At 66.8% G+C, this 24,128-nt stretch carries 22 protein-coding genes; 8 read left to right on the top strand and 14 right to left on the bottom strand.

Features of this window, described 5'->3' with window-relative positions:
• Positions 1 to 237 precede the first annotated feature (237 nt).
• The 3 genes from ACZ6Q9_RS32650 to ACZ6Q9_RS32660 all read right to left on the bottom strand — a co-directional run bounded on the left by ACZ6Q9_RS32650 (position 238) and on the right by ACZ6Q9_RS32660 (position 6,425).
• Positions 238 to 1,485, bottom strand: coding sequence for a hypothetical protein (locus tag ACZ6Q9_RS32650; RefSeq protein WP_396831135.1), 1,248 nt, complete (start codon positions 1,483 to 1,485; stop codon positions 238 to 240).
• A gap of 81 nt (positions 1,486 to 1,566) precedes the next feature.
• Complete coding sequence (locus ACZ6Q9_RS32655; RefSeq protein ID WP_396831136.1) at positions 1,567 to 1,809, bottom strand: hypothetical protein; 243 nt, start codon at positions 1,807 to 1,809, stop codon at positions 1,567 to 1,569.
• Positions 1,810 to 2,027: 218 nt separating this feature from the next.
• The gene (locus ACZ6Q9_RS32660; protein WP_396831137.1) at positions 2,028 to 6,425 is read right to left on the bottom strand and encodes an FtsK/SpoIIIE domain-containing protein; all 4,398 of its coding nucleotides are present in this window, start codon (positions 6,423 to 6,425) and stop codon (positions 2,028 to 2,030) included.
• Positions 6,426 to 6,662: 237 nt separating this feature from the next.
• Between ACZ6Q9_RS32660 and ACZ6Q9_RS32665 the strand changes: the two genes are divergently transcribed.
• Entirely contained in the window at positions 6,663 to 6,932 is a 270-nt protein-coding gene (locus tag ACZ6Q9_RS32665; protein ID WP_396831139.1) for a WXG100 family type VII secretion target, read from the top strand.
• 148 nt (positions 6,933 to 7,080) lie between these two features.
• A complete protein-coding gene (locus tag ACZ6Q9_RS32670) occupies positions 7,081 to 8,079 on the top strand; it encodes a hypothetical protein (RefSeq protein ID WP_396831141.1) in 999 nt (332 codons plus the stop codon).
• A 423-nt stretch (positions 8,080 to 8,502) separates the two neighbouring features.
• Here the strand turns inward: ACZ6Q9_RS32670 and ACZ6Q9_RS32675 are convergent, their stop codons facing one another.
• From ACZ6Q9_RS32675 to ACZ6Q9_RS32690, 4 genes are all read right to left on the bottom strand, one after another.
• Positions 8,503 to 9,333, bottom strand: a complete 831-nt coding sequence (locus ACZ6Q9_RS32675) for an IS5 family transposase (protein WP_396831171.1) — start codon at positions 9,331 to 9,333, stop codon at positions 8,503 to 8,505.
• 667 nt (positions 9,334 to 10,000) lie between these two features.
• Positions 10,001 to 11,050 (bottom strand): tyrosine-type recombinase/integrase, encoded by a 1,050-nt coding sequence (locus tag ACZ6Q9_RS32680; RefSeq protein WP_396831143.1) that lies wholly within the window; start codon positions 11,048 to 11,050, stop codon positions 10,001 to 10,003.
• Positions 11,040 to 11,402: a hypothetical protein gene (locus tag ACZ6Q9_RS32685; protein ID WP_393460875.1), complete on the bottom strand. Its 363-nt coding sequence runs from the start codon at positions 11,400 to 11,402 to the stop codon at positions 11,040 to 11,042. The genes ACZ6Q9_RS32680 and ACZ6Q9_RS32685 overlap by 11 nt, the downstream gene beginning before the upstream one ends.
• A 299-nt stretch (positions 11,403 to 11,701) precedes the next feature.
• Positions 11,702 to 13,165 carry a hypothetical protein gene (locus ACZ6Q9_RS32690; protein WP_396831145.1) on the bottom strand — a complete coding sequence of 488 codons (1,464 nt, stop codon included), beginning with the start codon at positions 13,163 to 13,165 and terminating at the stop codon, positions 11,702 to 11,704.
• Positions 13,166 to 13,304: 139 nt separating this feature from the next.
• Here ACZ6Q9_RS32690 and ACZ6Q9_RS32695 point away from each other — a divergent pair, with 139 nt between their 5' ends.
• On the top strand, positions 13,305 to 13,547 hold the full coding sequence (locus ACZ6Q9_RS32695) for a hypothetical protein (protein ID WP_357703693.1): 243 nt from the start codon (positions 13,305 to 13,307) through the stop codon (positions 13,545 to 13,547).
• A 189-nt stretch (positions 13,548 to 13,736) separates the two neighbouring features.
• Entirely contained in the window at positions 13,737 to 15,254 is a 1,518-nt protein-coding gene (locus tag ACZ6Q9_RS32700; RefSeq protein ID WP_396831147.1) for a DUF4419 domain-containing protein, read from the top strand.
• 152 nt (positions 15,255 to 15,406) lie between these two features.
• Here the strand turns inward: ACZ6Q9_RS32700 and ACZ6Q9_RS32705 are convergent, their stop codons facing one another.
• From ACZ6Q9_RS32705 to ACZ6Q9_RS32715, 3 genes are all read right to left on the bottom strand, one after another.
• A complete protein-coding gene (locus ACZ6Q9_RS32705; RefSeq protein ID WP_393460884.1) occupies positions 15,407 to 16,195 on the bottom strand; it encodes a hypothetical protein in 789 nt (262 codons plus the stop codon).
• Positions 16,196 to 16,441: 246 nt separating this feature from the next.
• A complete protein-coding gene (locus tag ACZ6Q9_RS32710; protein WP_396831149.1) occupies positions 16,442 to 16,978 on the bottom strand; it encodes a pyridoxamine 5'-phosphate oxidase family protein in 537 nt (178 codons plus the stop codon).
• Between the two features lie 257 nt (positions 16,979 to 17,235).
• Complete coding sequence (locus ACZ6Q9_RS32715) at positions 17,236 to 17,589, bottom strand: hypothetical protein (protein WP_393458342.1); 354 nt, start codon at positions 17,587 to 17,589, stop codon at positions 17,236 to 17,238.
• A gap of 162 nt (positions 17,590 to 17,751) precedes the next feature.
• Here ACZ6Q9_RS32715 and ACZ6Q9_RS32720 point away from each other — a divergent pair, with 162 nt between their 5' ends.
• Both ACZ6Q9_RS32720 and ACZ6Q9_RS32725 read left to right on the top strand, forming a co-directional pair.
• Positions 17,752 to 18,192, top strand: a complete 441-nt coding sequence (locus tag ACZ6Q9_RS32720; RefSeq protein ID WP_393458339.1) for a hypothetical protein — start codon at positions 17,752 to 17,754, stop codon at positions 18,190 to 18,192.
• Between the two features lie 328 nt (positions 18,193 to 18,520).
• Positions 18,521 to 19,267 carry an SIR2 family NAD-dependent protein deacylase gene (locus ACZ6Q9_RS32725; protein ID WP_357703687.1) on the top strand — a complete coding sequence of 249 codons (747 nt, stop codon included), beginning with the start codon at positions 18,521 to 18,523 and terminating at the stop codon, positions 19,265 to 19,267.
• Positions 19,268 to 19,425: 158 nt separating this feature from the next.
• Here ACZ6Q9_RS32725 and ACZ6Q9_RS32730 read toward each other — a convergent pair whose 3' ends face one another.
• Positions 19,426 to 20,112 (bottom strand): hypothetical protein, encoded by a 687-nt coding sequence (locus ACZ6Q9_RS32730; protein ID WP_396831151.1) that lies wholly within the window; start codon positions 20,110 to 20,112, stop codon positions 19,426 to 19,428.
• A 77-nt stretch (positions 20,113 to 20,189) separates the two neighbouring features.
• On the opposite strand from ACZ6Q9_RS32730, the gene ACZ6Q9_RS32735 reads away from it, so the two are divergent.
• Positions 20,190 to 20,624, top strand: a complete 435-nt coding sequence (locus ACZ6Q9_RS32735; RefSeq protein ID WP_396831153.1) for a hypothetical protein — start codon at positions 20,190 to 20,192, stop codon at positions 20,622 to 20,624.
• Positions 20,625 to 20,774: 150 nt separating this feature from the next.
• Here ACZ6Q9_RS32735 and ACZ6Q9_RS32740 read toward each other — a convergent pair whose 3' ends face one another.
• From ACZ6Q9_RS32740 to ACZ6Q9_RS32750, 3 genes are all read right to left on the bottom strand, one after another.
• On the bottom strand, positions 20,775 to 21,839 hold the full coding sequence (locus ACZ6Q9_RS32740; RefSeq protein ID WP_396831154.1) for a hypothetical protein: 1,065 nt from the start codon (positions 21,837 to 21,839) through the stop codon (positions 20,775 to 20,777).
• Positions 21,778 to 22,242: a hypothetical protein gene (locus ACZ6Q9_RS32745; RefSeq protein WP_396831156.1), complete on the bottom strand. Its 465-nt coding sequence runs from the start codon at positions 22,240 to 22,242 to the stop codon at positions 21,778 to 21,780. The genes ACZ6Q9_RS32740 and ACZ6Q9_RS32745 overlap by 62 nt, the downstream gene beginning before the upstream one ends.
• 382 nt (positions 22,243 to 22,624) lie before the next feature.
• Positions 22,625 to 22,801, bottom strand: a complete 177-nt coding sequence (locus ACZ6Q9_RS32750) for a hypothetical protein (RefSeq protein WP_396831158.1) — start codon at positions 22,799 to 22,801, stop codon at positions 22,625 to 22,627.
• A gap of 248 nt (positions 22,802 to 23,049) precedes the next feature.
• Here ACZ6Q9_RS32750 and ACZ6Q9_RS32755 point away from each other — a divergent pair, with 248 nt between their 5' ends.
• Positions 23,050 to 23,844 (top strand): DUF5984 family protein, encoded by a 795-nt coding sequence (locus tag ACZ6Q9_RS32755; protein WP_396831172.1) that lies wholly within the window; start codon positions 23,050 to 23,052, stop codon positions 23,842 to 23,844.
• The last annotated feature ends 284 nt before the right edge of the window (positions 23,845 to 24,128 follow it).

Here is a 24,128-nt window from a genome sequence, read left to right on the forward strand (position 1 = left end):
GCTCGGCAAGCCTGTACTGCGCATTCGTGACCCTCGCCGCAGCCCTCACCTGCCACAAGCGCTACCTCAAACTCACCACCTGAGACACGCTCTAAACGGATCTTTGAATTCGCAGGTCAGCAACCAGAACGTAGTTTTGGCACCCTACAGGCGAGCATTCGAATGCGGACGCCACCGCGCACGCGCCGACCGATGCGCGCGACACCGAGGAAGTTGCACCTGAGCCGCCGCGGGACGTCAGTTCTGGGTCAGCGAGCAGTCGTCTATGAGCAATTCCGCGCCACCAGCCCGTAGACCGTTGGAGAATACGCTCAACGGGAGGAGGTTGCCGCTACGGTCAGCTTCGTAGGTAATCGATACTTGATACCAGCGATCTGGGTCTCCGAGGGTGATCTTCGGCGACGGTGCGGGGTCCGAGGCCCGTTGCCAGTTGGTAGTGAACTCCTGCACCTGCACGTACGCACCGACTTTCGCCGTCGACCGCACCCAACACGACGCCTGATAGCTGCGACCTGCGACGGTGATCGCCTGGACTGGTCGGTTGGTGGCACCGGCGCTGTTTGCCTCGGTGGCGTTCGTTGTGATTCGGAGCGCGTGCGATCCGGTGCGGCCCGTAGTGACCTGTGACAGCACACCGGAGCCGAAGGCGGCCCAACCCGGAGGTGACTGCTCCGCACCAGGATCCGGCAGCAGGTTCCGTGCGGTCGCCGGGTTACCAACGGCCGCTGGCGTGCCCGATTTGGCCGGGTGCGGCCTATCCGAATCGTCCGGTTCGCTCTTGGGAGACACGGAGGTAGCCGCGCCATTGGTCGGCGAACGCGACGGCTCGGATGCGTCGTAGTACCAGGCAGTACCGAGTGCCGCGACCAAGACGACGGTGAGCCCGGCGCTAACCAGTAACCGCCGACGCTTCGGCGACCTGGCCAGCGGTTGGTCTGAGCCGTCGGACGCCGCCTCGGACGGCACGTACGCCGGGGCTGGGGTGTCGGCGCCTGCCTCGACGGCGGCGGGGTCCCTGGACGCGCCCGGCGTGGTGGCGCCAAGGAGCAGATCCCGGCCGGCGACACGCAGCTCACGAGCCAAGATGGCGGCGGTGGGTTGTTCGGTGGAATCGCTCAGCAAACAGGCGACGATCAGCTTCCACAAGGGACCGGGCACGTCGCCGCGTTCCATTGCCCGGTGGGAGTCATCGGTTGGCTCCACGCCGAGCAGACGGGCGAGGGTGACGCCAATCTGACGAATGTCTGAGAATATCCGGGTGTTGTCGCGCGAGACTGCTTCGCCGAGTACCGGCCGTGGCTGTCCGCCGGGCATCTCCACATGTACGTGCTCTCCGAGCATCCCGGACGACAGCCCTTCAGCATGCCGAGCGGCCACCTGTTCGGCCAGGCTGGCGACGAACAGCGCGGCCTTGTGCGGCGTCATTGGCGCGTACCGTCGCACGAACGTCGACAGGTCCACGGTTGCGATCGGCTCTTCGGACACTCGGCGCCTCCCCTCGGCGTGCGCCCGAGTCCGGCGGTGCCGTTCGGACGCGTGTTCTCGGGTCCCACCCTGGTCTGGGGTTCAGGGCCTCTTGGGCAGTGGTTCCAACGACTGCAGCTTTGCTTTTGCGTTGTGCACCGCCCTGGAGAGCTGGGCTTGCAACACTCGACGCATGGCGTGGACCTCGTCGTTGAAGCGGCGGCCTTCTGGGCCGACCCAGGCGTCGTCCTCGAGCGCCTTGCAGGAGAGATCTAGCGCGCGCCAGTTCTCGTCAGATAGTCGCTGGATCGACTGTGCCGCGCGCTGCGCGATCAGCTGATCCACGAAGGACGGGTTAGACAAGTGGACACCTCACCTCACGTGCCTGTCAGGATCGACTCAAGTGTTGGCGGACCGGTCGTGCGGGCACCTGTCCCGCGGCGGCAACCATGGACGCGAGGGACACTGCCAGCTGACGTCGGGGGCCGGCCCGCCTGGCGAAGCAGCAGCCGGCCAAGGTAAGCCGGTCGTGAGGACGCCTGCACTCACGGTCGCCTTCCATGCTACCCGGGCAGGGCAACCTGAACGGGCAGGACCGTGGCGGACCGGATCAGGACGGCCCGACCAATCGGCCCGCTCCCCGTACCCGCGTTGCGCGGCAGCCGCACGCCGAACATGTCAGCGTCGTCTGGGGACCGAGCGGCGAGCAGAAGCCCGATCCGGGAGCGCAGAGCATCGGCGGTGAACCCGCGGTAGGCGTTCTTGAGGTCATCGGTCAGACCTGCGGCGATCACTGCGTGCTCACCGTCGCGTGCCGTGCGCAGTATTTCGACCAGGGTGCTGTCAAGCGACGTGTCGGCCAGGAGCTCGGCGTCGTCGACGACGACGACGTGACGTCGGTGGCCCTGAGTCGACGCGGTCAACGCCTCGCCCGTCACATCCGCGTTCAGCACGGCGAGCACGCCGGGCAGGCCCGCTAGGTCCCGTAGGGGGGATCGCCGTGGCGTAACCACAATCACGGGCGTGCCCTGCGCCAGCAGCGAGTGCGCCATCGTCAGCAGCGCGGTCGACCGGCCGGATCGTGGTGGGCCAGCGACGACGAAGCCGGGACCCTCGGTGAGCAGGTCGACGCTGATCGGGGCCATCTCGTCGCCACCGGCACCGATGAGCGCGGTGAGCCCGGACGACGGGGCCACAGGCAGGTCCATTTGCGCCAACTCGGCCACGGTGACCCGCACCGGAAGCGTGTCGACACGCAGTGGCCGCAAGGACCTCGGTAGTGCGGAACACCTCCGCGACGCGTTCGACGCGTGTCTGTGCAACGCGGCGACCTGCGCGGGACCGGATGGGTCGGGATCGAGCAGGGCGATCTGGCTTACTCGGACGGAGCCGCCGGGACCGGGCTCCACCACCCGCCCCGGGGGCATCCGCGTCGGAAGGTGGCGTTCGTTGATGCCCGCGTAGCCGTAGTCCGAGGGTTCGGCCATAGGCAGCACCAGCCGCTGCTCGAAGACCGTAGAGATCGGCCCGGTGAGCAGGCTACGGTCGCCGGTGACGATGGCGCGCAGCCCGACAGCGAGTCCCTCCCGGAGTAGTTGGACCACGCTGTCGACCAACCGTCCGTAGTCGTAGGCCTCGTACGCCGCGACAAAGCCCTCCCACGCGTCCAGCAGCAGCACCATCCAGGGCATCCGCTCAGACGGTGGCACTGTGGCACGCTGTTCGGCGAGACTGGAGAAGCCCTCGGCGGCGAGCACCTGCTGTCGCCGGGCAACCTCCTGGCGCAGGCGGGCGAGTAGCCGCTCCATCCGGTCGACCTGGTCGCGGCTCACCACGGCACCGCAGTGCGGTAGCGCCGTCAGCGGCAGTAGCCCGTTGGCGCCACAGTCCATCCCATAGACGTGCACCTCGCTTGGGGCGTATCGAGCAGCGGCGGATCCGACGATCGTCCGCAGCACCGTGGTCCGGCCGGTCTGCGGCGAGCCCGCCACCAGGAGATGACCACCCTGTTGCACGTCGAGGACCATGGGAACGCGAGTCTGTCCGGAAGGCAGGTCGGTGAGGCCGAACGGGATCGGAGACACCGCCGGGCCGTCCGTCGTCGCCAGAGGCAAGTCGTCGAGGGTCAGGATGTCGGGCAGCGGGGGCAGCCAAGGGCTACGCTGCTGGGCTGCCCGCGACCGTCGGGCCGCCTGCTGGATCGTCTCGACGAGGACGGCGAGGTCGGTGACCATCGTGGTGTCGTCCTGCGGCTCGCGCGACGCTGCGGGAACGCTGCGCCCGAGCCTGCGCCAAGGCAGCGGGATGACCCGTACCGGGGGTGGTGCGGCCGGGGACGCCTCCGAGGGTCGCCAGCCTCCGATCCGGGCCGACTGGACGATCTGCGGCACGGAGGATCCGGACCGCAGGTAGAGGCGTCCGGGTAACGACCTCGGGATGCGCGCCGCGTCAGTGGTCTCGATGACGTCCGACGACTCGACGGCATCGGTCACCCGCAGCGCGATCCGCAGGTTGGTGTTGGCGCGGATGTCGGGGGTCACCACGCCCGCCGGGCGCTGTGTGGCCAGGACCAGATGAACACCCAAAGACCGGCCACGACGAGCGATGTCGACGAGGCCGGCCACGAAATCGGGCAACTCGCTGACCAACGAGGCGAACTCGTCGATGACGATGACAAGGCGGGGAAGTGGACTGATGGCCATGCCACCGGCCTCACGCAGCCGGCAGTGATCGTCGATGTCCTTCGTATCGTGCCGCAGAAGGATGGTCTCGCGGCGGCGTAGCTCGGCCGCGAGCGATTCCAGCGCCCGTTCGGTCAGGTGCCCGTCGAGGTCGGACACCATGCCGACGGTGTGCGGCAGTTTGGCGCAGTCCTTGAACGCCGATCCACCCTTGTAGTCAATAAGGACGAAGTTCATCTCGTCCGGCCGGTTCGCCACGGCCAGGGAGGCGATGAGGGTCTGCAACAGTTCCGACTTGCCTGCCCCGGTGGTGCCCGCGATCAGCCCGTGCGGGCCGTCCGTACGCAGGTCGATGGTGACGGGTCCGTCCAGACCGACCCCGATCGTCGCCTGGGTCGATCGACCGCCGCCCGCCCAGTGGGCGACCACCGCCGCAGCGTCGGGCGGCTCCAGATCCAGCAGGTCCAGCAGGCGGCAGGTGTCGGGCAGCCGGGCCTCCTCGGCGTGGTCACTGATGTCCCGTACAGCGGCCAGCGCCCGCGCCAGGCGTAGGCACCAGTCCGGTCCCACCAGGTCCGGACGCACCTGCTCAAGCACGTCGGTCTGATGCTGCTGGACCCGCAGAGCCACGCCTTCCTCGACAACAACCGCCAGGCACTCCGCCGGCAACCGGGATTCGTCGGTCTCCAGCGAGATGGCGTAGATGCCGACCGCGGGACCCTCGCTGAACATTCGCGCCACTCCCGGCAACGCCCGGATGCGCCTGGCGCCGTCGAGAACCACGACGACAGCTGGCTCATTGGTGCCGGGGTTGGTGTCCGGGCCTCCCGCGCGAGCATCCTGCCGTGCCGAGATCACCGCGTTCAACTCGGCGATCCGACGCAGCACCGTGTCCTCGTCGTTGCCGACCAGCACCACGCTCTGGTCATCGCCGGACCGGCAGTGTGGCAGCCAGCGCACCCAGTCCCAGCTCTCGTTGCCAGCGGGATCGGTCAGCACACAGACCCGGACGTCGACAGGGCTGTGCAGGGTGACGATCTGAGCGAGGAGCCATCGTCCCAGCGAGTAGGGCAGGTCCCCGTTGCCTGCCACTCCCAGCACGCCGACGTCTCGAAGCGCCACGACCACGGGGGCATCGACCAGCCGCCACACCTCTTCCTGCTCCCGCTGATGGTCGAGCGCTTCCGGATCCTCCACCCGTATCTCCGAGCGCACCTGCCCGGTTCCCACCCGTACGGTCAGGAAGTCCGTGTCCAGACACCGTCTCTCCCACAGCATCGAGCCGGGCGCGACGGCCGCGAGCACCACCCGGGCCGGATCAGGGTGGGCGCGCCTGCGACGGCTCCGCTCGGCGGCCAGTGCCCGCCGGGCGTCGCCCTCGATGCGATCCCGAAGCTGCTGGTACTCGGCCATCCGCCGACCGAACGACTGGTGACCCTGGCGCCGTTCAAGAACGTAGTGCAGCACCATCGCGAGCGGACTGAGTAGGCCGATCCACAGGTAGAGCCACTGCCGCAGCAGCACCGCCGTACCAATCGCCAACAACACCGGCGACAGCGCCAGGACCACGGGCAACGCGCCGGACTCGCTCTGCCTCGGCACCTGAGGGAGCCGGAAATGTGTCTGGGGCCGACGCGGCGTCACCCGCGGGGGCCGGTTGTAGTCGAGGCCCACGCCATCCTGGGATGGCTCCAGCGCGACGTCCGGCCGGGTGGGCGGAGCAACCTCGAAAAGACTGCCGCCCGCCGCCAGTTGTGCGGCAAAGGGCCAGGGCCGCGCGCCCGCCACCTGCTCACCGTCGAGTCGGCCGTAGCTGTCCGAAGTGAAGCTCACCTGGCACTGCCCCTCCGGCTCGACCGACACGGTGAACGCCTGCTCCGGCAGGTAGCCGTCCCCAACCGAAATGTCGGCATCGATGCCGGAGCCCACAACGCTCTCCCCCGGCGGGAGGTGGTAAACCGTGCCCGCCTGCGGGCCTCCGGTGACGCGTAGTTCCACAACCCCGACCGGCGCCGCTGCTGGGCAGCCGGCTGGGTCGTCGAGGCTGACCACGGCGCCATCGCGAATCGGCGAAGCCCTGAGGGAAAGTCGGGGATCGATCGGCCGCCCGTCCACGTAGAGCACCGGTGAGGGCCCGTCGTACCCGGTACCGCGCACACCCGGCAGCACCCGACCGATCTCCCGCGCCACCAGATCCACACCGGATTCCGGATGCGCGTCGATGATGACGTCCTCCGCGCTGGCGGCGGCCAAATCGATGATCGTGACTGAGAGCCGCATCCGTTCACCCTATAAAAGCCCATTGATCAGCCGAACCCGCACCGATGCCAGCGTCAGATTCACGACACAAGTCGCCTGCCTGGCTCCGAAACGGCCGACCTACCATCTGACTGAACGCGCGAGACCACCGAGCGGCAGTTCACGGAAACCCGACTTGCCCCTGGACGACCCCGACCGGAACGTGGGATGATTCCGTGATGCCGTCATAAACCACCCGCTCCAATGGAGGAAGTGATCATGGCGAATCTGCGCGGTGGCAACATCGAGGAAATGCACCGGCTCGCGAAGATGTTCACGGCGAATGCCGCGAAGCTCAACGGCATCATCAACGACCTCAACGGCCGGACGGCCAGCAGCGATGCGATCTGGACCGGCCCGGCGGCGGACCGGTTCCGCTCCGAATGGAGCGAGGCGAGAGCCGCGTTCGAGAGGATGCGCCAGGCTCTCGACGAGGCCGGCACCGCCGTGACGAAGAGCGCGCAGAACATCGAGGCCGCAACCCGCTGACCCAGGGCCCGCAGGAGGCTCTCGCGAACTGAGGCCGGCACCTGAGCCGGCAATGACGGCGCCGGATGCAGCCGAACCGCCCAGGAGCGTCCTGAAGACGATCACGCGGGGCTGGCGGAGTGATTTCACAGATCACTGGGGAGGAAGCATGACCGGCCCACAGAACGACCCCAACTTCGCCGGAGTCACGCAGCCGGCCTTCGACGCTCTCGTACGCGTTCATACGCAGGCCGCGCTGGCGCTGGAGCAACTCGCTCCCGCGCTGTGGACCCACCTGACCACGCTCAAAGCAGACACAGCCCCCGCAGAGGCGATCCGGCAGCTTGCGAGCCAGGCGCGCGTCCAAGCGCAGGAGCTGCAGTGGCGCCAGGCCCTGATCCGCGCCTTGGAACAACATAGCTCGGTACCGCAAAGTCCGTCGCTTCAGCCCGCAGCCAGAAAGCTGTCGTGGGAACTCCGCGAAGCAGAGTTCCTTCCTCCGGCGCAACTGCCAGCGGGATACAGTTTTTCGGCCGACGAAAAGGCAGTCCTGAGCTGGATTCAAGCCCACCAGGGAATCATTATTCGGGAGGCCCGCGCAAGAAACATCTCACCCAAGGCCATCGTCGCAGCAATCGCCTGGGAAGCGCTAGAAAACCGCAAAGAACCCTTCCTTCCAAAACTTATATTAGGCACCCAGTTGGGACTCGTTGGATACGGACCCGGAAAGGTTCACTACAATACCGACGTTGTCCGCCAGATTGAGAGTCGAGGATACCTTCCTAGGCGAGAATTGATTGAACGCATGTACATTCTCCACACGCCGGAGGGATCAATCAAGTACGTGGCAGCAATCATGGGCGCTTTCGCCGATGCTACCCGCGATCACGGCTACGACATCCGTAACAACAACATGATGTTGACCTATCTATACCAGGCGAAGGACCTCGAAAATTGGGATAAACACATGACCGACAAGTTGAAGAAGGGGGAAAAGGGCCTCGACCCGCAAAGTGACATGGCCATCTGGGCGGGCACCCACGCCGACTTCCTGAACGCCGCACTGCCCGACTGGGACGGGACACCCCCCACCTCCCTCCCCCCACCCCCACCTACACCCCGAAACACACCCACGCCGACACCAGGGACCGGTCCTACGCCTCCGTGAAAAGCCGTTCAGCAAAGGGTCCGGTTCATCCGGATCGACTCGCCACTCCGGCCCGCTACCCCCAAGGCTGACCGCCGGTCCGCGCCACCAGTCGCAAAGGCGGGCGACGAAGGATCTCCCGGATTCGTGCTAACTGGTAGCGAGATCTTCTTTACTCTTTTTCGAGGTCAACCATCGTGGGGGTCAGTCAGCGCGGAAGACGCTCGGCCAGCACGGTTGTCCGGCGCCATCGCAGCCAATAATGGCGGTACGGTTCGAGTGGAGACAGGCCGCTCATGTTGCGAAGACGACGTTCACCACAACAACCTGAATCGACTTTTGCGGTTCCCGTCACTATCGAAGCTCAAGGCGAGGGGGCCGCGCTGTCAACGGCCTGGTGCTCTATTAGAGGGCATCTGATCTCGCTTGGTGAGGTTGGTCCGATTAGGTGGATTCGTTTCGCCAGGTTGGGGTGGATTCTCCGGTGAGATAGCGGCTCATTGTGTTAGCCATCGCCCAATGGATCATCGCCCGGGTGCGTTGAAGGAGGGTCTCGTAGTCACGGACGAGTCGTCTGTGCTGTATCAGCCAACCGAAGGTCCGTTCCACGACCCACCGGCGGGACTGGACGTGGAAGCCCTTCCGAGCAGGGCGGGGCACCACCTCGACGTCGATTCCCAGCCGGGTGCCGTGCGCCCGTACGGCGGTGTTGTAGCCACCGTCGACCCACGCCTTGACCACGGTCGGATGGTCCGCGGACACGCTGGTGAGCAGGTGCCGGCCGGCGGTGGAGTCCTGCACCGACGCGGCGGTGACGATCACAGCGAGGAGCAGTCCGAGGGTGTCGGTGGCGATGTGCCGCTTGCGTCCCTTGATCTTCTTCGCCGCGTCGATGCCTTGGCTGTCCTCGCCGACGTTGCTTGACGTCTTCACGCTCTGCGAGTCCAGGACCACCGCCGACGGGCTCTCGCGGCGGCCGCGAGCGACCCGGACCCGCTCCCGCAGCAGATCGTGAATCCGCTGCGTCGTCCCGTCAGATTCCCACTTGGCGTAGTAGTCGTAGACCGTCTTCGCTGGCGGGAAGTCGTGCGGCAGGTACTCCCACGCGATCCCCGTCCTGGCCACATACAGGATCGCGTTGACGATCTCCCGCAGGTCATGCACCGGCCGGCTGATCCCCAAGCCCACCCGCGCCGCCCGCCACGCGGTCAGGACCGGCTCGATCAACGCCCACCGCTCATCCGACAAGTCCGACCGATACCCACGCCGCTGCACGCCCACGCGGCGATCAACGAACCAGCCCCATCACCGCAACGGCCAAACGTGAATCAGCCACTACACGGATCAGATGCCCTCTTACGCACCAACAACATAATCATTGTGTGTGACCGCCACGAGTGGACCATCGAAGCCGAGACCGCGATCTACCCGCTCACCCCGGCGGGTAGCTTCCTCGCCACGACAGCAAAAATCCCCGCCCAACGGGACGGGGATCACGCAAAACACGAACAAACATCACAGTTCGTGTGGAAATAACGTGTCCGAGGGGGGAGATGAACCCCCACGCGTAGCACCCAGGCATAAAAATGGGTGCTCATGCGATTAAGGATACCTCAATACAGAGCGTACGCGCTACAGGTGCAAGCCGGCCACGGGCACCCGTTGCAGCTACCAACGCGATAGATTTCATCCGCCTCTCCAACGCCCAGCGCATTTGTCAATTCGGCCAGGGGAATGAGGATTCCGACGGGCAGCAACTGTGTGAGGTGCCCCTCGGCGCATGGTTACGCGGTGAAGCGCCACCATCGGATCCACGGAGGGATGCGCTCTGGTGTTGTTGTCGCCCAACCCGGCCCCCGGATTCTTTACCTGCCGTGCCGCGCTGCGGCGCGATGGGAAGCCACTCCCCCACCGCGCCGCCTGGTGCGAGTCAGATCGGCGGTCAGGGCAAGGTCCCTGTCGCCGGACGATGGGAGGTCTCGCGCGCCGTGACGAGTGGGTGTGGTTGGCCGGTCATCGCCGACAACGCGTCAGCGACGGCGTGGAGGTCGGCCTTGATGTAGGTGGTGGTGGACGATCCTGGGCTGTCGGTGTGGCCGGCGTAGGCGCGAGCTACCCCGTAGCCGAAGTGACGTTCCACCCAGGTGAGGGTGGTGTGCCGCAGCCGGTGGGTGGAGATGCCCTGGGCGGCCACCCACGGCAGACGCTCGCCGATGCGCTTCCACAGGTGGTCGTACCGGCGGCTGCTGATCGGTAAGCCGTTGCGGTAGTGCAACAGCCGGTCGGTGGGCAGGACGGCGCCGCGAACGCGGGCGTGCTCGTGCAGGTGCTCGGCGAGGTCGAGGCTGACCGGCTGCCACCGCACGGCGCCTTTCTCGGCCAGTCGCACGAGCCCGTTGGTGGCGTCCAGGTCGACAAGCCGCAGGGCGAGGGCACCACCGCGCCGGCAGGCGCTCTCCGTGTGCAGGCGCAGCAGCAGGGCGTCGAGGACGACATCGTTGCCGCTGGTCCGCGCCACCGCGTTGATCTCCTCCAACTCGTACGACGTCAGAGCGCGGCGTGTGCTCGGAAGGCGGCGGGGTTTGGCGACACGGTGCGCGGGACTGGCCGACGCGTCGATCAGACCGTCGGCGACAGCCCGGGAGTAGAAGGCGCGGGCGGCAGCGATCACGTGCTCGCCGGCGTGCCGGCCGTTGCGGCTGTTACGCCGCGACCGCGCCGTAGCAATCATCTGCTGTTTCATCGCCTCGACGTCGCTGGCCGCGACGCGGTCCAGGGGCCGGTCACCCCACGCGGCGGCCATCCGCTCCCAGTACGTGCCGTACGTACGCCTCGCGCCCGGACCCGCCGCCGCGTTTACCCGCGGCAGATACTCCGCAATAGTGGGCACAGATATCAACACGTCGGCGTCGGACTCCAGATCGGCCACGGTGACGCCAAGGTGAGCCAGCACGTGCCGGGCTGCGGCAACCGTGGCGGGATCAGCAGACATGCGCACCTCCCGCCACCTCGACGTGCAGGTCGGCGAGCAGACGAGCGACGGCGCCGATCGGGTGCACCACAACCAAGTCGTGAGCGACGAGCGCGGCGAGCAGCACCGGCTGACCATGCCCAATCCCGCACATACGCCGGACGGAAGCCGGTAGCGGCAGCGCACCTCGGCTGCCCACCTGGTACCGACCATCGCTGGCCGAGGCGATGACGAGCACCGCTTGATGCAAGCGGATGTCGAGACGCTGGCACGGCTGCCAACCCAACGCACGCAGGATGCGCTGCGCGGTAACCCGGCCGCAGCGGGACGGGACAGCCATCTCCAACAGAAGCTCAGCGGCATCGGCGACCACCGGTAGCTGATCTCGGGCGGGTAGCGCCGGCATCGGAACCGGACGGGGACGCGGACGGGCAGGCAGGGCAGCAGGAACAAGCGGACGAACAAGCTGCTCACCGCTCGGGACAGGAGGTCGTGTCATGGCGGTGACAACAGGAAGACGATGTCTCGGGCCTCGTCGTTCCCGAGGGGCGAGCGCGACCGGCGGTCAACGAAACTTACCGCTCCGCCCACCTCTCAAGATCCAGGCCTCGGGGCGGGCCAGCCATTACTGCCGATCAAGTTCGACGCGTGCATCGATCAGCATCACGATGTCTAGTCAACCAGGAACAGGATGGTATCGTCGCGTGCCCTGGTCATGGGGATGTGCATGTTCAAGAGGCTCGCCCACTCGGCGCCCTTGAGGCCGGTTACTCCCTGCTGGATACGCTCATAAAAGGTACGGTGCATGAAAATCCACACGGTCTGGAAGTCGAGTCCTCGGTAGGCCGCCACGTCTTCCAATGCGCTGGTCTGGGTGTTGATGCCGCGACGGTACTTTTTGAAGTCCGGTACGAGGGTGACGCCGTGAGCCCGATCCTCCAGTACCAGAAGCGCTGGCAGGTCCTGCCACAGGTCGGCCCTGCTCTTGAGCCGGCCTGCCTCGGCGTAAACATCGTCCTCCGCGCATCCCCGGATTGCGAATCGCCCGCCCGGCCTGGTGAACTGTAAGCCCGTGAGGTAATGGTTCGAGAGCTCAGCAAGAACGCGCCGCTCGGCCTCGATACGGACGGGGTCCACCCGGAAGGAGGACCGTTCATGGATTCGGGTGACCACCTCGGTCGCCTGCCGTGCGAGCGCGGCTGACTGCCGGTAACAGTCGTGCAGAGCCTCGTCGATGTCCGGTTTCGGCATCGCCTGCAGATGCGTATCGAGGCTCTTCAGTGGCCATTGGAGCGGGTCGAAGCCGACGATGACCGCGGGTGCCTTGGCCAGCCGGGCCTGGTTTACCGCAGCTGTCACGCTTGCCGGACTGCGCGGGTCATCGAGCAGTATCGCAGCGTGTGGGGCCATGGGTGCCTGGAGGCGTTTGACGTTTACACGGGTGTGCGCCGCAAGGTACTTGGCGACGGCCGTTGAGCACCGGAAGTCAACCGGGATGCCGGCATCGTGCAGCCTGAGTGCGAGATTCAACAGCACTGCGGTCTTCCCGGTGCCCGCGCCTCCGCGCAGGTAAATCACTTCAGTCTCGTCGGCGAGGTCCGCGTACTGGGTCTGCTCGAGTATCAGGTCCGCCAAAGCTGCCTGGTCGTCGCTCAGGAACTCGGCCCATCCCGTCACTGGGTCATTACTTGTGTATGTTCCCTCGTCGACTTCCTCAAACAAGGGGTGGGTGCCGGTGAAGCCGGGCGGGGCAGGTGTTCTGTCCTCAATCAGCTTCGCCCGCTGCGAGGGGCGTAGGGCCGCGTAGCGCGTTGTGACGTCGTGGTTTCCGATGTCGACAATGACCAGCTCGTCACGTACCGGCTGCAGCAGCACCCGACAGGAGTGGGTGTAGCGGAGTTCGTAAACGTTCTCGCGCACGCCTTGGAGTGTCTTCTTGCCCTCGTACCAGTCGCTGCTCGTGGCCCGGCGGTTGAAAGCGGTGCGGACCACGGTCAAAACCCGGCCACGCGCCTGAGGCATGGTCCGCTCATAGGCTCGCCTGGCCCTGCCCGTCCAGGACAACACGCCCGCCTGCGACATCGGCACCCCCAGTCCAGCAACGGTCACAATCTTGTACCACCGGGCTGCTGACATCGGTTCACCACCCTGGCCCTGGCCGCCTCGTGCGCCTCAGTTGGGTGGTGTCGGCGGTGCTGCAGGACTAGCGGACAAGCCATGAGGATGGATTGGTACGGGCGCGGTACTCCCACCTCACGGCGGCGATAAGTCGGATATGCGCCGCTCGGGGGTCGCGCTGGCGGTGCTGCCGTCGGCTGACGACATCGTCCGGGCCTGCCTGAACGCCATCCCAGCCGGTCTGAACGAGGTGGCCGCACTCGCCGACCGGCGACACCTGAACGGCCTCGACCGCACGCAGATGCGCCACTCCCGGCAGTCGAAGAATCTGGTCAGCGCAGCCCAGTGGCACCTGGACCATGTCCAGGATGAGCACCTCGCCGCCCACCTGCGCGAGTAGATCGCCATCAAGCCGCGCCTCGTGTAGCAGCCGCGGCCTCACCCGAAGAAGCAGACGCACGCCCTCGGCCGATACATGGGCATCGGCACGGCAACCCACTACACCGGGAACGGCCAGCTCGACGATAGGAACAAGATGCGTACTTCGTAGCGGCATCGCGCTCGGGCGAGCAGGCGTTAGAGTCGCGCAATGGTGACCTTCCGGGTCGACGAGGTGACACCCGCAGCCGAGGGCCTGCCCACCCGGCCGCTCGGCGAACTGTTCGGGGATGCACTGGTGTTCGGCGGTGATCCGGCGTTGCCGGTGCTCGTGCCGGACGGGGTACATCCGCTGCTCGACGCTGTCGGACGCGCGTTCGCCGACCATCGCCCGCTGGTGTTGTCCCCCGACGCGGTGTGGTTGACCATCGCGCAGGGCGTCGCCCAACACATCCGGCTCCACGCCGAGGAGCTGCGCCCCCGGTTGGTAGGCCACGCCGGCCGCAAGCGGCTCACCGTGACCGTCGACGGGCCGATGCCGCAGGATGCGGCTTCCTGGCAGGACATGGTGGAGTCATTCCACAAACTGCTCGCCGCCGAGATCAGCGACACGGACGTATTCGAGTGTGACTTCTCCACCAGCACCGAGGTCGACCGGCTCGCGGGACGAGTTGTCCTGCTCGACGCCTACTCGCCGTACTTCTCGCTGTGGCTGGTGTGCGTATGCGGCATCCCGTCGATCACGTTGACCGGCACCGTAACGGACTGGCAGAAGATCCGCACACGGGTAGACGCGATCGCCGGGTTCGGCCTGCAGACATGGTGCCGGTCGCTCGCGCCGATCGCCGACCAGTTCGTTCGAGCCGCGGCGGGCGAGGTGGACGTGGCGTTCTGGCGGCGGATCTACAACCCCGTCGACGCGTACGGCGGTGAGGTGGTCACCGGCTGGGCGGCGCGCCTGTACCCGTACCTTCGGGGTAAGGGGACGGTGGACCGGCCGAATCCGCTGCTGGAGTTGCCCATCGACGAGCCGCGCGACGCGACCGTCGACGGCCGCGGCTTCTACCACGGTGCCGGTATACGCACTGATCAGGTGCCCGCGACGTTGTCTCGGGCGACGGTCAACGTCAACGACTTGGTGGCGGGCGACAACCGGACGGTGGCCCTACATGCCGGCCTGGTCGGCGTCGCCCAGGACGACGACGGCGGACTGCGGCCGGTGGCAGGCTGGTACCTCGCGCCGGCGGCGGTGGAGATCGACGCCGTGATCGACCGGATCGTGCGCGACCACCAGACCAGCCCGCCGCAGCCCATGAGCCTGTTCAACGCGCCCGCCGAGGTCGTGGCGCTCTACCGGCGCGTCGGCTCCGCCACGCTGTTCCAGACGTGGCGGCTGCTGCCGGTGGCCGAGCACCGCCGGGTCTACCGCGGCCACGAGGAGCAGTCGCTCCTGACGATCATCGACCTCGCCGACGGCAGAAGCATCTGCGCGGCCCTCGACTACAAATCGGAGTCGACCCACTGGGTCCTCTGCCGCGTCCAAGAGGTGACAGCCGAACGGTCCGAGTTCGACGGCCGTTTCCGCCTGGTCGACGAGCCCGCCGACGTCCCGGTGTACGGCACCTCGCTCGCGCGGCTACTCGATGCCGCCCTCGACTCCGATGGCGACATCACCCACCTGGAAACCGGCCAGCTCGATCAACTGGAGCAGCCACCAGCTAATCCATGACATGACACACCGGCACGTCCGCCCAAGTCTGGACGCAGCCCAAGGTGAAGTGACGAGTACCGGTTGACAACGAGCGATGACGAGCTGTCGGCGGTGTCCCGGCTCGCTGCAGTTGATGCATAAGCGTCCTTCTGACCTGGGGTGCATCAGTTTCATTGAGCCGTCCATGCTGGGTGCGGCCCAGTGAATCTGATGTTCCTAGAATCCAGGGCGTGTCCCCGGATGGGGTTCGGACGGGCGTAGGTTTCGATCCAGTCGGCGAGCATGCTGTTGTGGTGGGGATGCCAGGTGTCGCGGGCTTCGGACCAGTCGAGGCGGTTGCCGAACTCGGCGTAGGCGCGGGCTCGGGTCGTTTGGTGAGCGACCCGGGTCTGCCAGTGCTGTCTGACGAACACGCTCGCTGCGGAGACGATCTCCGGGTAGCTCGCGGCGTGGAACGCGGGATCCTCCGCGTGGTGCCGCTCCCTGCCCGGACGCAGGATGGCCAGGCGCGGGCCTTGAGCGTGGCCGAGGTAGCGACCGTGGATGTATTCCCAGCAGTCGAACGCGGCTCTGGTGGCGATGAGGAGGGCGACCTGGCCGTGACGGCGGACGAGCCGCCGGTGGTGGATCTGCGCTGACTTGATCTCTGGGAGGTGCCGTATGTCGATGGCGTTGTCGGTGACGGGCCAAGCGGTGGCTGCGGGTGCTCGGGTGCCGAGCCAGAGGTTGTGCTTGACGCAGGCGGCGACGTGGTGGGGGTAGTAGCGGTGGACCGGGCCGCCCCGGTGCCGGCGGACGCAGGGTGGGCAGGCTGGTCGGGGGAACGTCTGGAGCAGCCACCAGTGTGGTGCAGGTTGGCGTAGTTCGGGCAGCAGGAGCTGGAGTTGGCGGGTGGGACGGCCGGTGAGGGCACCGCGCCAGCAAGGGGTGTTGGTAAGAATCGCGACACCAGAGGCCAAAAAGATGATCTAGGTGTGAGGGCTGGCATCTCAAACGGCGGCAGTAGCGCGCGCCTTTCCGCACACCTCTAGGAGCGGCAGGCCGGCCGCGTACCGCCGGAAGACACCGGCGGTCGGGGTGTCCGCCGTCGCGACGGTGTCCGGAGTGCCTTCCGCGACCACCGTGCCCCCCCTTCGGACCGGCTCCCGGCCGCTTCACCAGATCTCTCATCACGTGGCTGGTCCCGATGCGGCCCGTGCTGCGGATCAGGACTGGGACGCCGCAGTGAGCTTCGCGATGTCGGGGGCGTAGACGGTCATCCAGTGCGGATGTAGCCGGTAGTAGACCACGTCGTTTTCCCAGTCGAAGAAGTCGTCGCCGTCGCCGTAGAAGTCCTTGAAGTACGCGAGCAGGTCGGGCCAGTCCGCGGCCGGCTCGCCGTCCTGGGGGTTGAGGATCTCCACCTTGCCGTGCGTGAACACGCCTAGGTCCTCACCGCGCATATGCGCGGCGCTGACGGCGGGCCGCGCCGCGAGATGGCGCGCCTTGGCGGCGTTGCGCGCCGTGCCAAAGTGCCACTTCCCGTGCAGGAAGTGCCCGTCCACACCGCTGATCCGTGGCTCGCCCTTCGCCGTCACGGTGGACAGGGCGAGGGTGCGCATGCCGGTGAGGACCTGGGTGAGCTGCTCCGCGGTCAGTGTGCTTTCAGCCCTGATGATCGAGCGGAGGTGCGAGGTGGAGCGGGAGAGGGAGGCGTCAAGGAGGGCCTGAAGCTCTTGGAGATCTTCTGAAGTTTCGCGCATGGAGGTCCTTATCTATCCCATATGTATCCGTGGTGCCCAGTCCGCGCCATCGACGCCGACCGGTGAAGCCATACTCGACCCAAAGTCTGACACCTTGTGTCATATTTCTTCCTCTGTCTTGCGGACATCACCGCCCCGGTAATCATCGGCAGGATGCCTGGCCATGGATCCCCTAACGGGACGCCAGCACAGACGCCGATGGCCGAGCCCCACACCACCTACCAAGATCCACTATTTGGCCCCTGGTGTCGCCGTTCTTACCAGCACCCCAGTAACGCCCGTAGCGCCGCCGCCAGCCCACGCTCCACGTCGTTACCCGCCGCCGCCTCCAGACGGTCAACTTCGGCGTCGAGCTGCGGCAGATCCTCACGGCTGAGTACGCCATCTGACCATGGGTCAAGCTGACCCAAGATCGGAAGTTGGTTTCCGCCGGCCGCATTCATCAACGGCAACAGCTCCTCCACAGACACTTCGAGCAGCAAACCGCGTTCCTTCGCCGCGGCCCACTCTTCGGCGTCAGCGCGGTGGCGCTCACGCCGCTGCGTCCGGGTAGCACGGCGCAGGCTCTTCGGACGCGACTGCGGAGGGCGCAGCACCAACAGCAGACCCACCCCGGTGACGCTACGGCATCACTTTCACTGAGCCGGCGTCAGATCCACTGATCCAAGGCATCAACTCTCCCGACCCGCATCAGTTGCGCCGAGCCAGGACAGGCGGCACGTCTCGCCTTCCCAGTGGGCGACCGGGTAAGAGGCACCATAAGTGCCATCCCGATGGGTCCGGGACGGGTAGGGGTTCTGGTAGACCTTGGTCAGCCGCCGCAGGGATGGGTCGACGTCCTGCACCTGCCGGACGACCCGCCCGACTGGCCCGCGGTCGGCAAGACGGGGCTCTTCGAGGTGTTGCAACATCGGCCCGGCCAGGTGCGACTGTTTCCGTTGGACGCCAGGATGCGCGGTCGACGAACCCGCTTCTCACGTTGGTCGGGTGAGGAATGGGCCGCGATCACCAGACGCTTCCCCGAGGGCACACTTGTCGTGGGAACCGTCACGAACGTGTTCCCCGGCAACCGGGAGTACACAGCCACGTTTGACGATTGCTGGTCGGCGGTCGAGTACGACGATACAGCGCCGTCGGTCGGCTGGACCGGCCCGTTTCAAGTGACGCGCCTGCTGGAGTGGACCCACCGAATCTTGCTGAGGCCGGCGACGTAGCGAGCGAGCAGATGGATATGCAGGACTCGCGTCGATCAGCCGAGCGCCTCCAAGGTCGCCGACGCACTCGAGTCGGCAAGGACCGATGATTCTCCCCCATCGCGCCTCATCACGAAGCGTGGTGCCCGGTCAGCGGCTACCGAAAGTCGAGACGCCCTACCGGCGGCAAGTAAGTGCACGGCGCCCTGCTGCAACCTGTGGTGAATGTTGTGGCAGATCAACATATGCACGGAGTCCGGCATGGAAGGGTAAATGGGTTCGTGCCGACCGTGTCCGCGGCCTACCATCGGCGGTCATGGCCATGTGTTGGGCGGACGGGGTGACCCGGGTGGCGATACTTACCGGAGCCGGCATCTCGACCGACTCCGGTATCCCCGACTACCGCGGACCCTCGGGCGTGTGGACCCGCGACCCGACGCTGGTCAAGGCGTTCACCTACGACTCGTTCATGGCCGCGCCGGCGGTGCGGGCAAGGTTCTGGCAGACCTATCTCGAGCACGCCGCGTGGCGGGCCGAGCCCAACGCAGCGCACTATGCGCTCGCCGACCTGGAGCGCACCGGGGTCGCGGTGCGCCTCCTCACGCAGAACGTCGACGGATTGCACCAGAAGGCGGGCTCCAGTCCGCGTAAGGTACTCGAACTGCACGGCACGATGCGCGAGGTGGTCTGCACCGGTTGTCGCATGCGCGCGCCGAGCGAACAGACGTTGGCGCGAGTGGCGGCCGGCGACGGCGACCCTCGGTGCACCGACTGCGGCAACATTCTCAAGCTTGCCGTGGTGCTGTTCGGGGAGCGCCTCGACCCGGTTACGGTCAGCCACGCCGAGCGGATCGCCGCGAATAGCCAGCTTATGCTCGCGGTCGGCAGTTCGCTGCAGGTCGAGCCGGTTGCCTCCCTGTGCTCCGTGGCGGTCAATGCAGGTAGTCGGTTGATAATCGTCAACCGTGACCCAACCCCGTACGACGACCTTGCCGTTGAGGTGATTCGCGAGTCGATCGGTACGGCACTACCCCGGATCTGCGCCGCCCTCGGCTCGGCCGCTCAGGGCACCTCCGGCACGCCGGTCACACAGTAGCCGCCGGCGGCTACCAAGGTCTCTCGCAGGGCGCGGCGGACGGGAATGACCGCATCCGCCGAACGCGCTGAGCGCGGCTAGATCCGTGCGTTCCGACCTGAGCGCGGCAGGGCCTGTCAGCGGTCCGCAAAGCACTCGTCAACTGTGCACCGGGCTGTTCATCGGTAGAGCGGCTGGTCCTGGGTGGGGTCGGCGGGGACCACGTCGAGGCGCGGGTCGGTGGTGAGTTGGGTGATCAGCGCCCGGGTCCCGCCGATCCCGGCCCAGTGCGGATCGACGTCTTTGGCCACGCACCAGGCGTGATCAGCGGGCCAGGCGAATGCCGGCTCGGCGTTGCTGAGACGACGCTGGCCCGGCCACCCCGCAGCGGTGTCCCATGTGCCGACGTCGGCTAACGGCCCTCGAAACAACCAGTACGCACGGTGGGGCACCACAACCTTGGGCACACGCGGTGTCGAGGGCGGGGCAGCGGGTGTGAGTGCCAGTCCCGGCTGGCCGCCGAGCCGCTCGAGCAAGCCGCCTGTGTTCTCCTCGCCGATGTACACGGCGTCGTCGTCGGCTGCGTCGTCGGCGTCGCCGAAGCCTTCCCAGACGCAGAAGTAGCAGTCTTCGGGGGTCGTGGTGTGGGTGGCCAGCACCTCGAAGAGGGTGGGCAGTTGGTCGGTGGGCCAGTCCGCGTCGACGTCGTTCTCGCTTTGGCCGGGACGTGCCGGATCGGGCAGGAACCGAAGCCGCCCGTAGGCGTCGAAGCCCGCAGGGCCGAGGCCCACAAGCTGCTGCCACGGCAGGTCGCTGTGGGTGATCCAGCCGGCGGCCGACAGTTCCCGACAGAAGTTGAGTGTCACCCACACAGGAAACGCCAAGTAACGCCCGGACGGCGGCATGAGCGGATGCAGCGGGCCAGCCCACTAAGGTCCGTGTCATGGCAGCGGGAGCAGCGGGTGCGTTTCGTCGGACGCCGATTGAGCGATCGGACCAGCGCGTCGCATGGGAGCGGACGGACCAGGCATTCTTCGCTGCAGGGGCGTGTCACATCCTCGCCTGGGTCTGCCGAGATTCCTATGCGGACCGGCCGATTGAGATAGCGGCCGTGCGCTTCGCTGGCGAGCGGCAGGTCTTCCACGTCTACGCGCTCTGGGATGGCTGGGCGTTCGACCACTCGGGCTGGCATCCTGAGCCGCAGTTGCTGGAGGTCAACACAGAGTTCGAAGGCCGCCCGCTGGAGCGTCTCAAGATCATCGTCAGTCTCGCTGAGTTCTGCGAGGAGCACCACCACCGTATGCCGAACCAGTATTGGCAGGACCCGCTTCCCCGTGCTCTCGAGTACGTGGGCCGCCACATCCCACCGTGGGCGTAGCGCCTCCGGTGCACGCCTGCTGGCTGGAGCGAGTGCGTTACCTGCCTAACGAAGGTGACGCATCCTGACGCCCGGTCGGCGGCAAATGAGGACGCCTCATCATGCATGTCGGACGAGGGCTTCCGGAGGCTTGTCGGCGTTGCCTTCGTATCAGTGACCGTGGAGTTGGCGCGCGTACGCGGCGACGTCGAGGGGTCGGCTCCAGTCGCCGGTCGTCGCCCATTTGGTCCAGAACGCGGGCCAGCCGTGCGGGATGGCCGGCGGGTGGTGGGGATCGCGGTCCGGACCGAGGAGCAATTCGCCGAGTCTTTGCAGGTCCGCGACGCTGAGTCTGGCATTGCGCGTGCCGTAGAAGGGGTCGTAGTCCTCCTGCTCCTGTGGCCAGCTGTCCCGGAACTCCGCGGTGGCCCGCACCCAATGCTGCAATACCCGCCGCAATAGGGCGTAGCCGCACAGGTCGACGGCGGGCGCCGGATCAGGGAAGCGGAACGCCCCGGCGCACCGGCGCTCCTGCTCCTGATACCGGTCCTGCCAGAACTCCAGGGTCCAGCCCGGCCAGCACTCGGCGAACCGGTCGGCTAGGCCCAGGACCGGATCGACCGACCAGACTCCGGCACGGCGAGCGGCGGGATCCAGATGCAGGCCGCCGCGCGGTACCTCCGGCCACGTCGACGGCTGCGGAAGGCCGGTCAGCTGGTCGAGCAGGTCAGGTCCGACCTGCCACGGTGGCACCGCCCAGCCGCTCAGACCGTATCCGGCATCGCCGACCGTGACCAGGTATCGAAGGTCCGGCGGCTCTTGGGCATCGGGATGTCCCCACTGGAACAGATCGGTGTTGTCCCATGGCTTACGTCGCAGGACCACCCTGTCCAGGCCGAGTGCGTCGGTTATGTCGGCGATGCCGTTGTATGCCCAGCGGATCGTCCAGCCCGGCCAGGTACGGCGATACCCGTCCAGATCAGCGAGCCGCTGGTCGTAGTCGGCGTCCAGGAAGAACAGCAGGTCCTGGCCGTCCAGGTCGATCAGGGCGCCCGCCTCACACGAGGACTCGATCTGCCACTCGTCCCGGTCCCAGACGGCGAAGGACTCGATGACCGCCAGCGCGGGAGCTGGACCGAGCGCAAGCCACGCGTCGAGGCTGTAGCCCATGCCGTTACTGCCGCAGTGCGTCCATTCGCCGTTCAGTCTGACGGCCACGTTCGCCCGGGAGCCCATGCGTGGGATCGTAGAACCCCGCCATTGCGCTCCGCCCGCCCCCGGCACGATGCTTGTCCTCAGTAGTGGGCGAGGATCTGCGCAACGAATGGCCAAGAAGACCAGCCACTACGGCGAGTTCCTCGGCGTCGAGCTCGTATGTCGCCCGGGTCGGGTTCATGGCACTGACCTCGAACCGTGCGAAGCCGATCGGCTCCTCGTAGCGCAGGCTGTCGAGCTCGACCATGGCACGACAGCAGGGCACTGTCACGTCCAGGTGGTCGAAGCGCAGGCCGCCGTTTTTCCTGACCAGGTCGCCGAGCCAGGCCAAGCTGATGTCTTCGTCGCAGCGTGAGCAGGTGATCCGGGTGGTGTACTCGCCGGCGTCGATCAGGGTGACCCGGTCGTGAAACCTGTGCTCCACCCTTTCGACCGCGTCACCCGGCTGAGAACAAGCTCGCCACGTAAGCAACAGTGGCGGCCGCGGCCTCGGGTGGGGGCTGCCAGTTCACATCGGACGTAACCATCGCTCACAGTGCCCAGCATGCCCGGCACCGTCGACGCATCATCGATCGGGCGCAACCTTGCACAGCAGACCACCGCGAACCTACCGGCCGGTGCACCGGTTCGGGTGCCTGGCGGCGGCCGCAGCCATCCAAGATCAAGTGTCCGCTCATCGGCAGATCCGAATGCGGAGTGGTTCGCCGAAGTGGCGCGCGCCTGTTATGCAGTGTTACCGATCGGGAGCTGTGGGCGCAGGACCCGGGGGTAACGGCCCCATGCACTGACTGCGGCACGACCCTCGCCTACCTATCGGGTGTAGGCGTGAAGGCGGCGAGCGGGTGGGGCTGGCCGGTCATGGCGGCGAGGGCGGTGGCGACGGCGTGGAGGTCCGCCTTGATGTAGGTGGTGGTGGCGGGTCCGCGGCGGTCGGTGTGGCCGGCGTAGGCGCGCGCGATGCCGTAGCCGAAGTGGCGTTCCACCCAGGTGAGGGTGGTGTGGCGTAGCCAGTGGGTGGAGATGCCCTGCGCGGCGACCCATGTTCAGCTCGCCTTCACCCACGATGGCCCGAACGATGCCCGGCCGGGGGCGACGATCGCGCAGGTCGCCGGCCGGGCGCCCGGGGACTTCTCCCCGGGCGCCAGCCCCACCCTGAGCTGCCAACGGCGGTCGATGTTGAACGGAAGAACCTCTGCAAGAGGCACTCGTCGCAGCGGATACTGCCTCAAGGATCAGGTTCCGGTTCGAGCTGTACCCACTCGACGAGGTGTCGCCGTGGGGCAGTGACCAGCCGAGGCTCCACTGGTTCGGGCTCACCGAGGGCTGGTACTGGCTCGAAGCAAGCGGGCAGGAGCTGCTGCGCCGCACCCGGAAAGTTCACCCGCATCCCTACACCGACTACTACCTGGCCCGGCTCTGGGAAGACGTCATTGTCCTTACACACGAGGTGCTGGAGCCGGTGCCCGACGATCTGCAGCCGTTCATCGCCTCCCACCCCGCGCAGTGGACGTGTGACCCGCTCGAGATCGTGGCCGAACCGGATAAGGAACGGGCCGACGACGAGAACGCGGACGTGCCCGACCATCCAGCCGTCACGGCCGCGATCTGGCACGGCGAGCACTACCTGAACTTCGGTTACCTGCGCAATCCTCCCAAGCTCCGGTTCTGGCGCCGGGGCGACCGCGACGAGATCACCATGGATTGGCGGCACGAGGACGACGGCGAGATCGGTTTCACCGCCGACCCCACAGTCCGACTCAGCGTCCCGACCACCGCATACCTTGAGGCCGTGCACACCCGCGAGCTGATGGACACCATGGGGCAGCGGGTCGAGGAGCTGGAACGCCGCTGCGGGCTACCTGGCGTGGACCTTGACCTCGTCCATCTGCGGCGGGAACACGAAGACCGGCGGCATTGGCTTGCCAAGAACCTCGACCGCTCCCCCAAGACCGACTGGAACGTTGTCCGCCAAGGTGCCCGCCTGCTGCTCGGTGACGTCCAACGGGCCGAGGCCCCAGCGGGCTAGGCATTCCTTCAAGCACCTGACCGGGCCAGCATCAGCCCATCGGCAGGGTCTGGATGCTCCGGAATCGCGTTCGCCCGAATGATCGTCACTGACCGTAACGAGCGGTCCGCGGCATGAGCGGATACCGAGATCTCCCCATCCTTTATCGCACGGGTCTCGCAGTTGTCGCGGCTAACGTGTCGGTGGTGGGCGAAGCGGAGTTGACCGGGCACGAGCTAATCGAGCCGTGTGTGGAGTGCGGGGCCGCGACGGCTAGCGTGGTCACCGAGACGGTCGATGGGGAC

This window comes from Micromonospora sp. NPDC049139 (genome assembly GCF_055586845.1).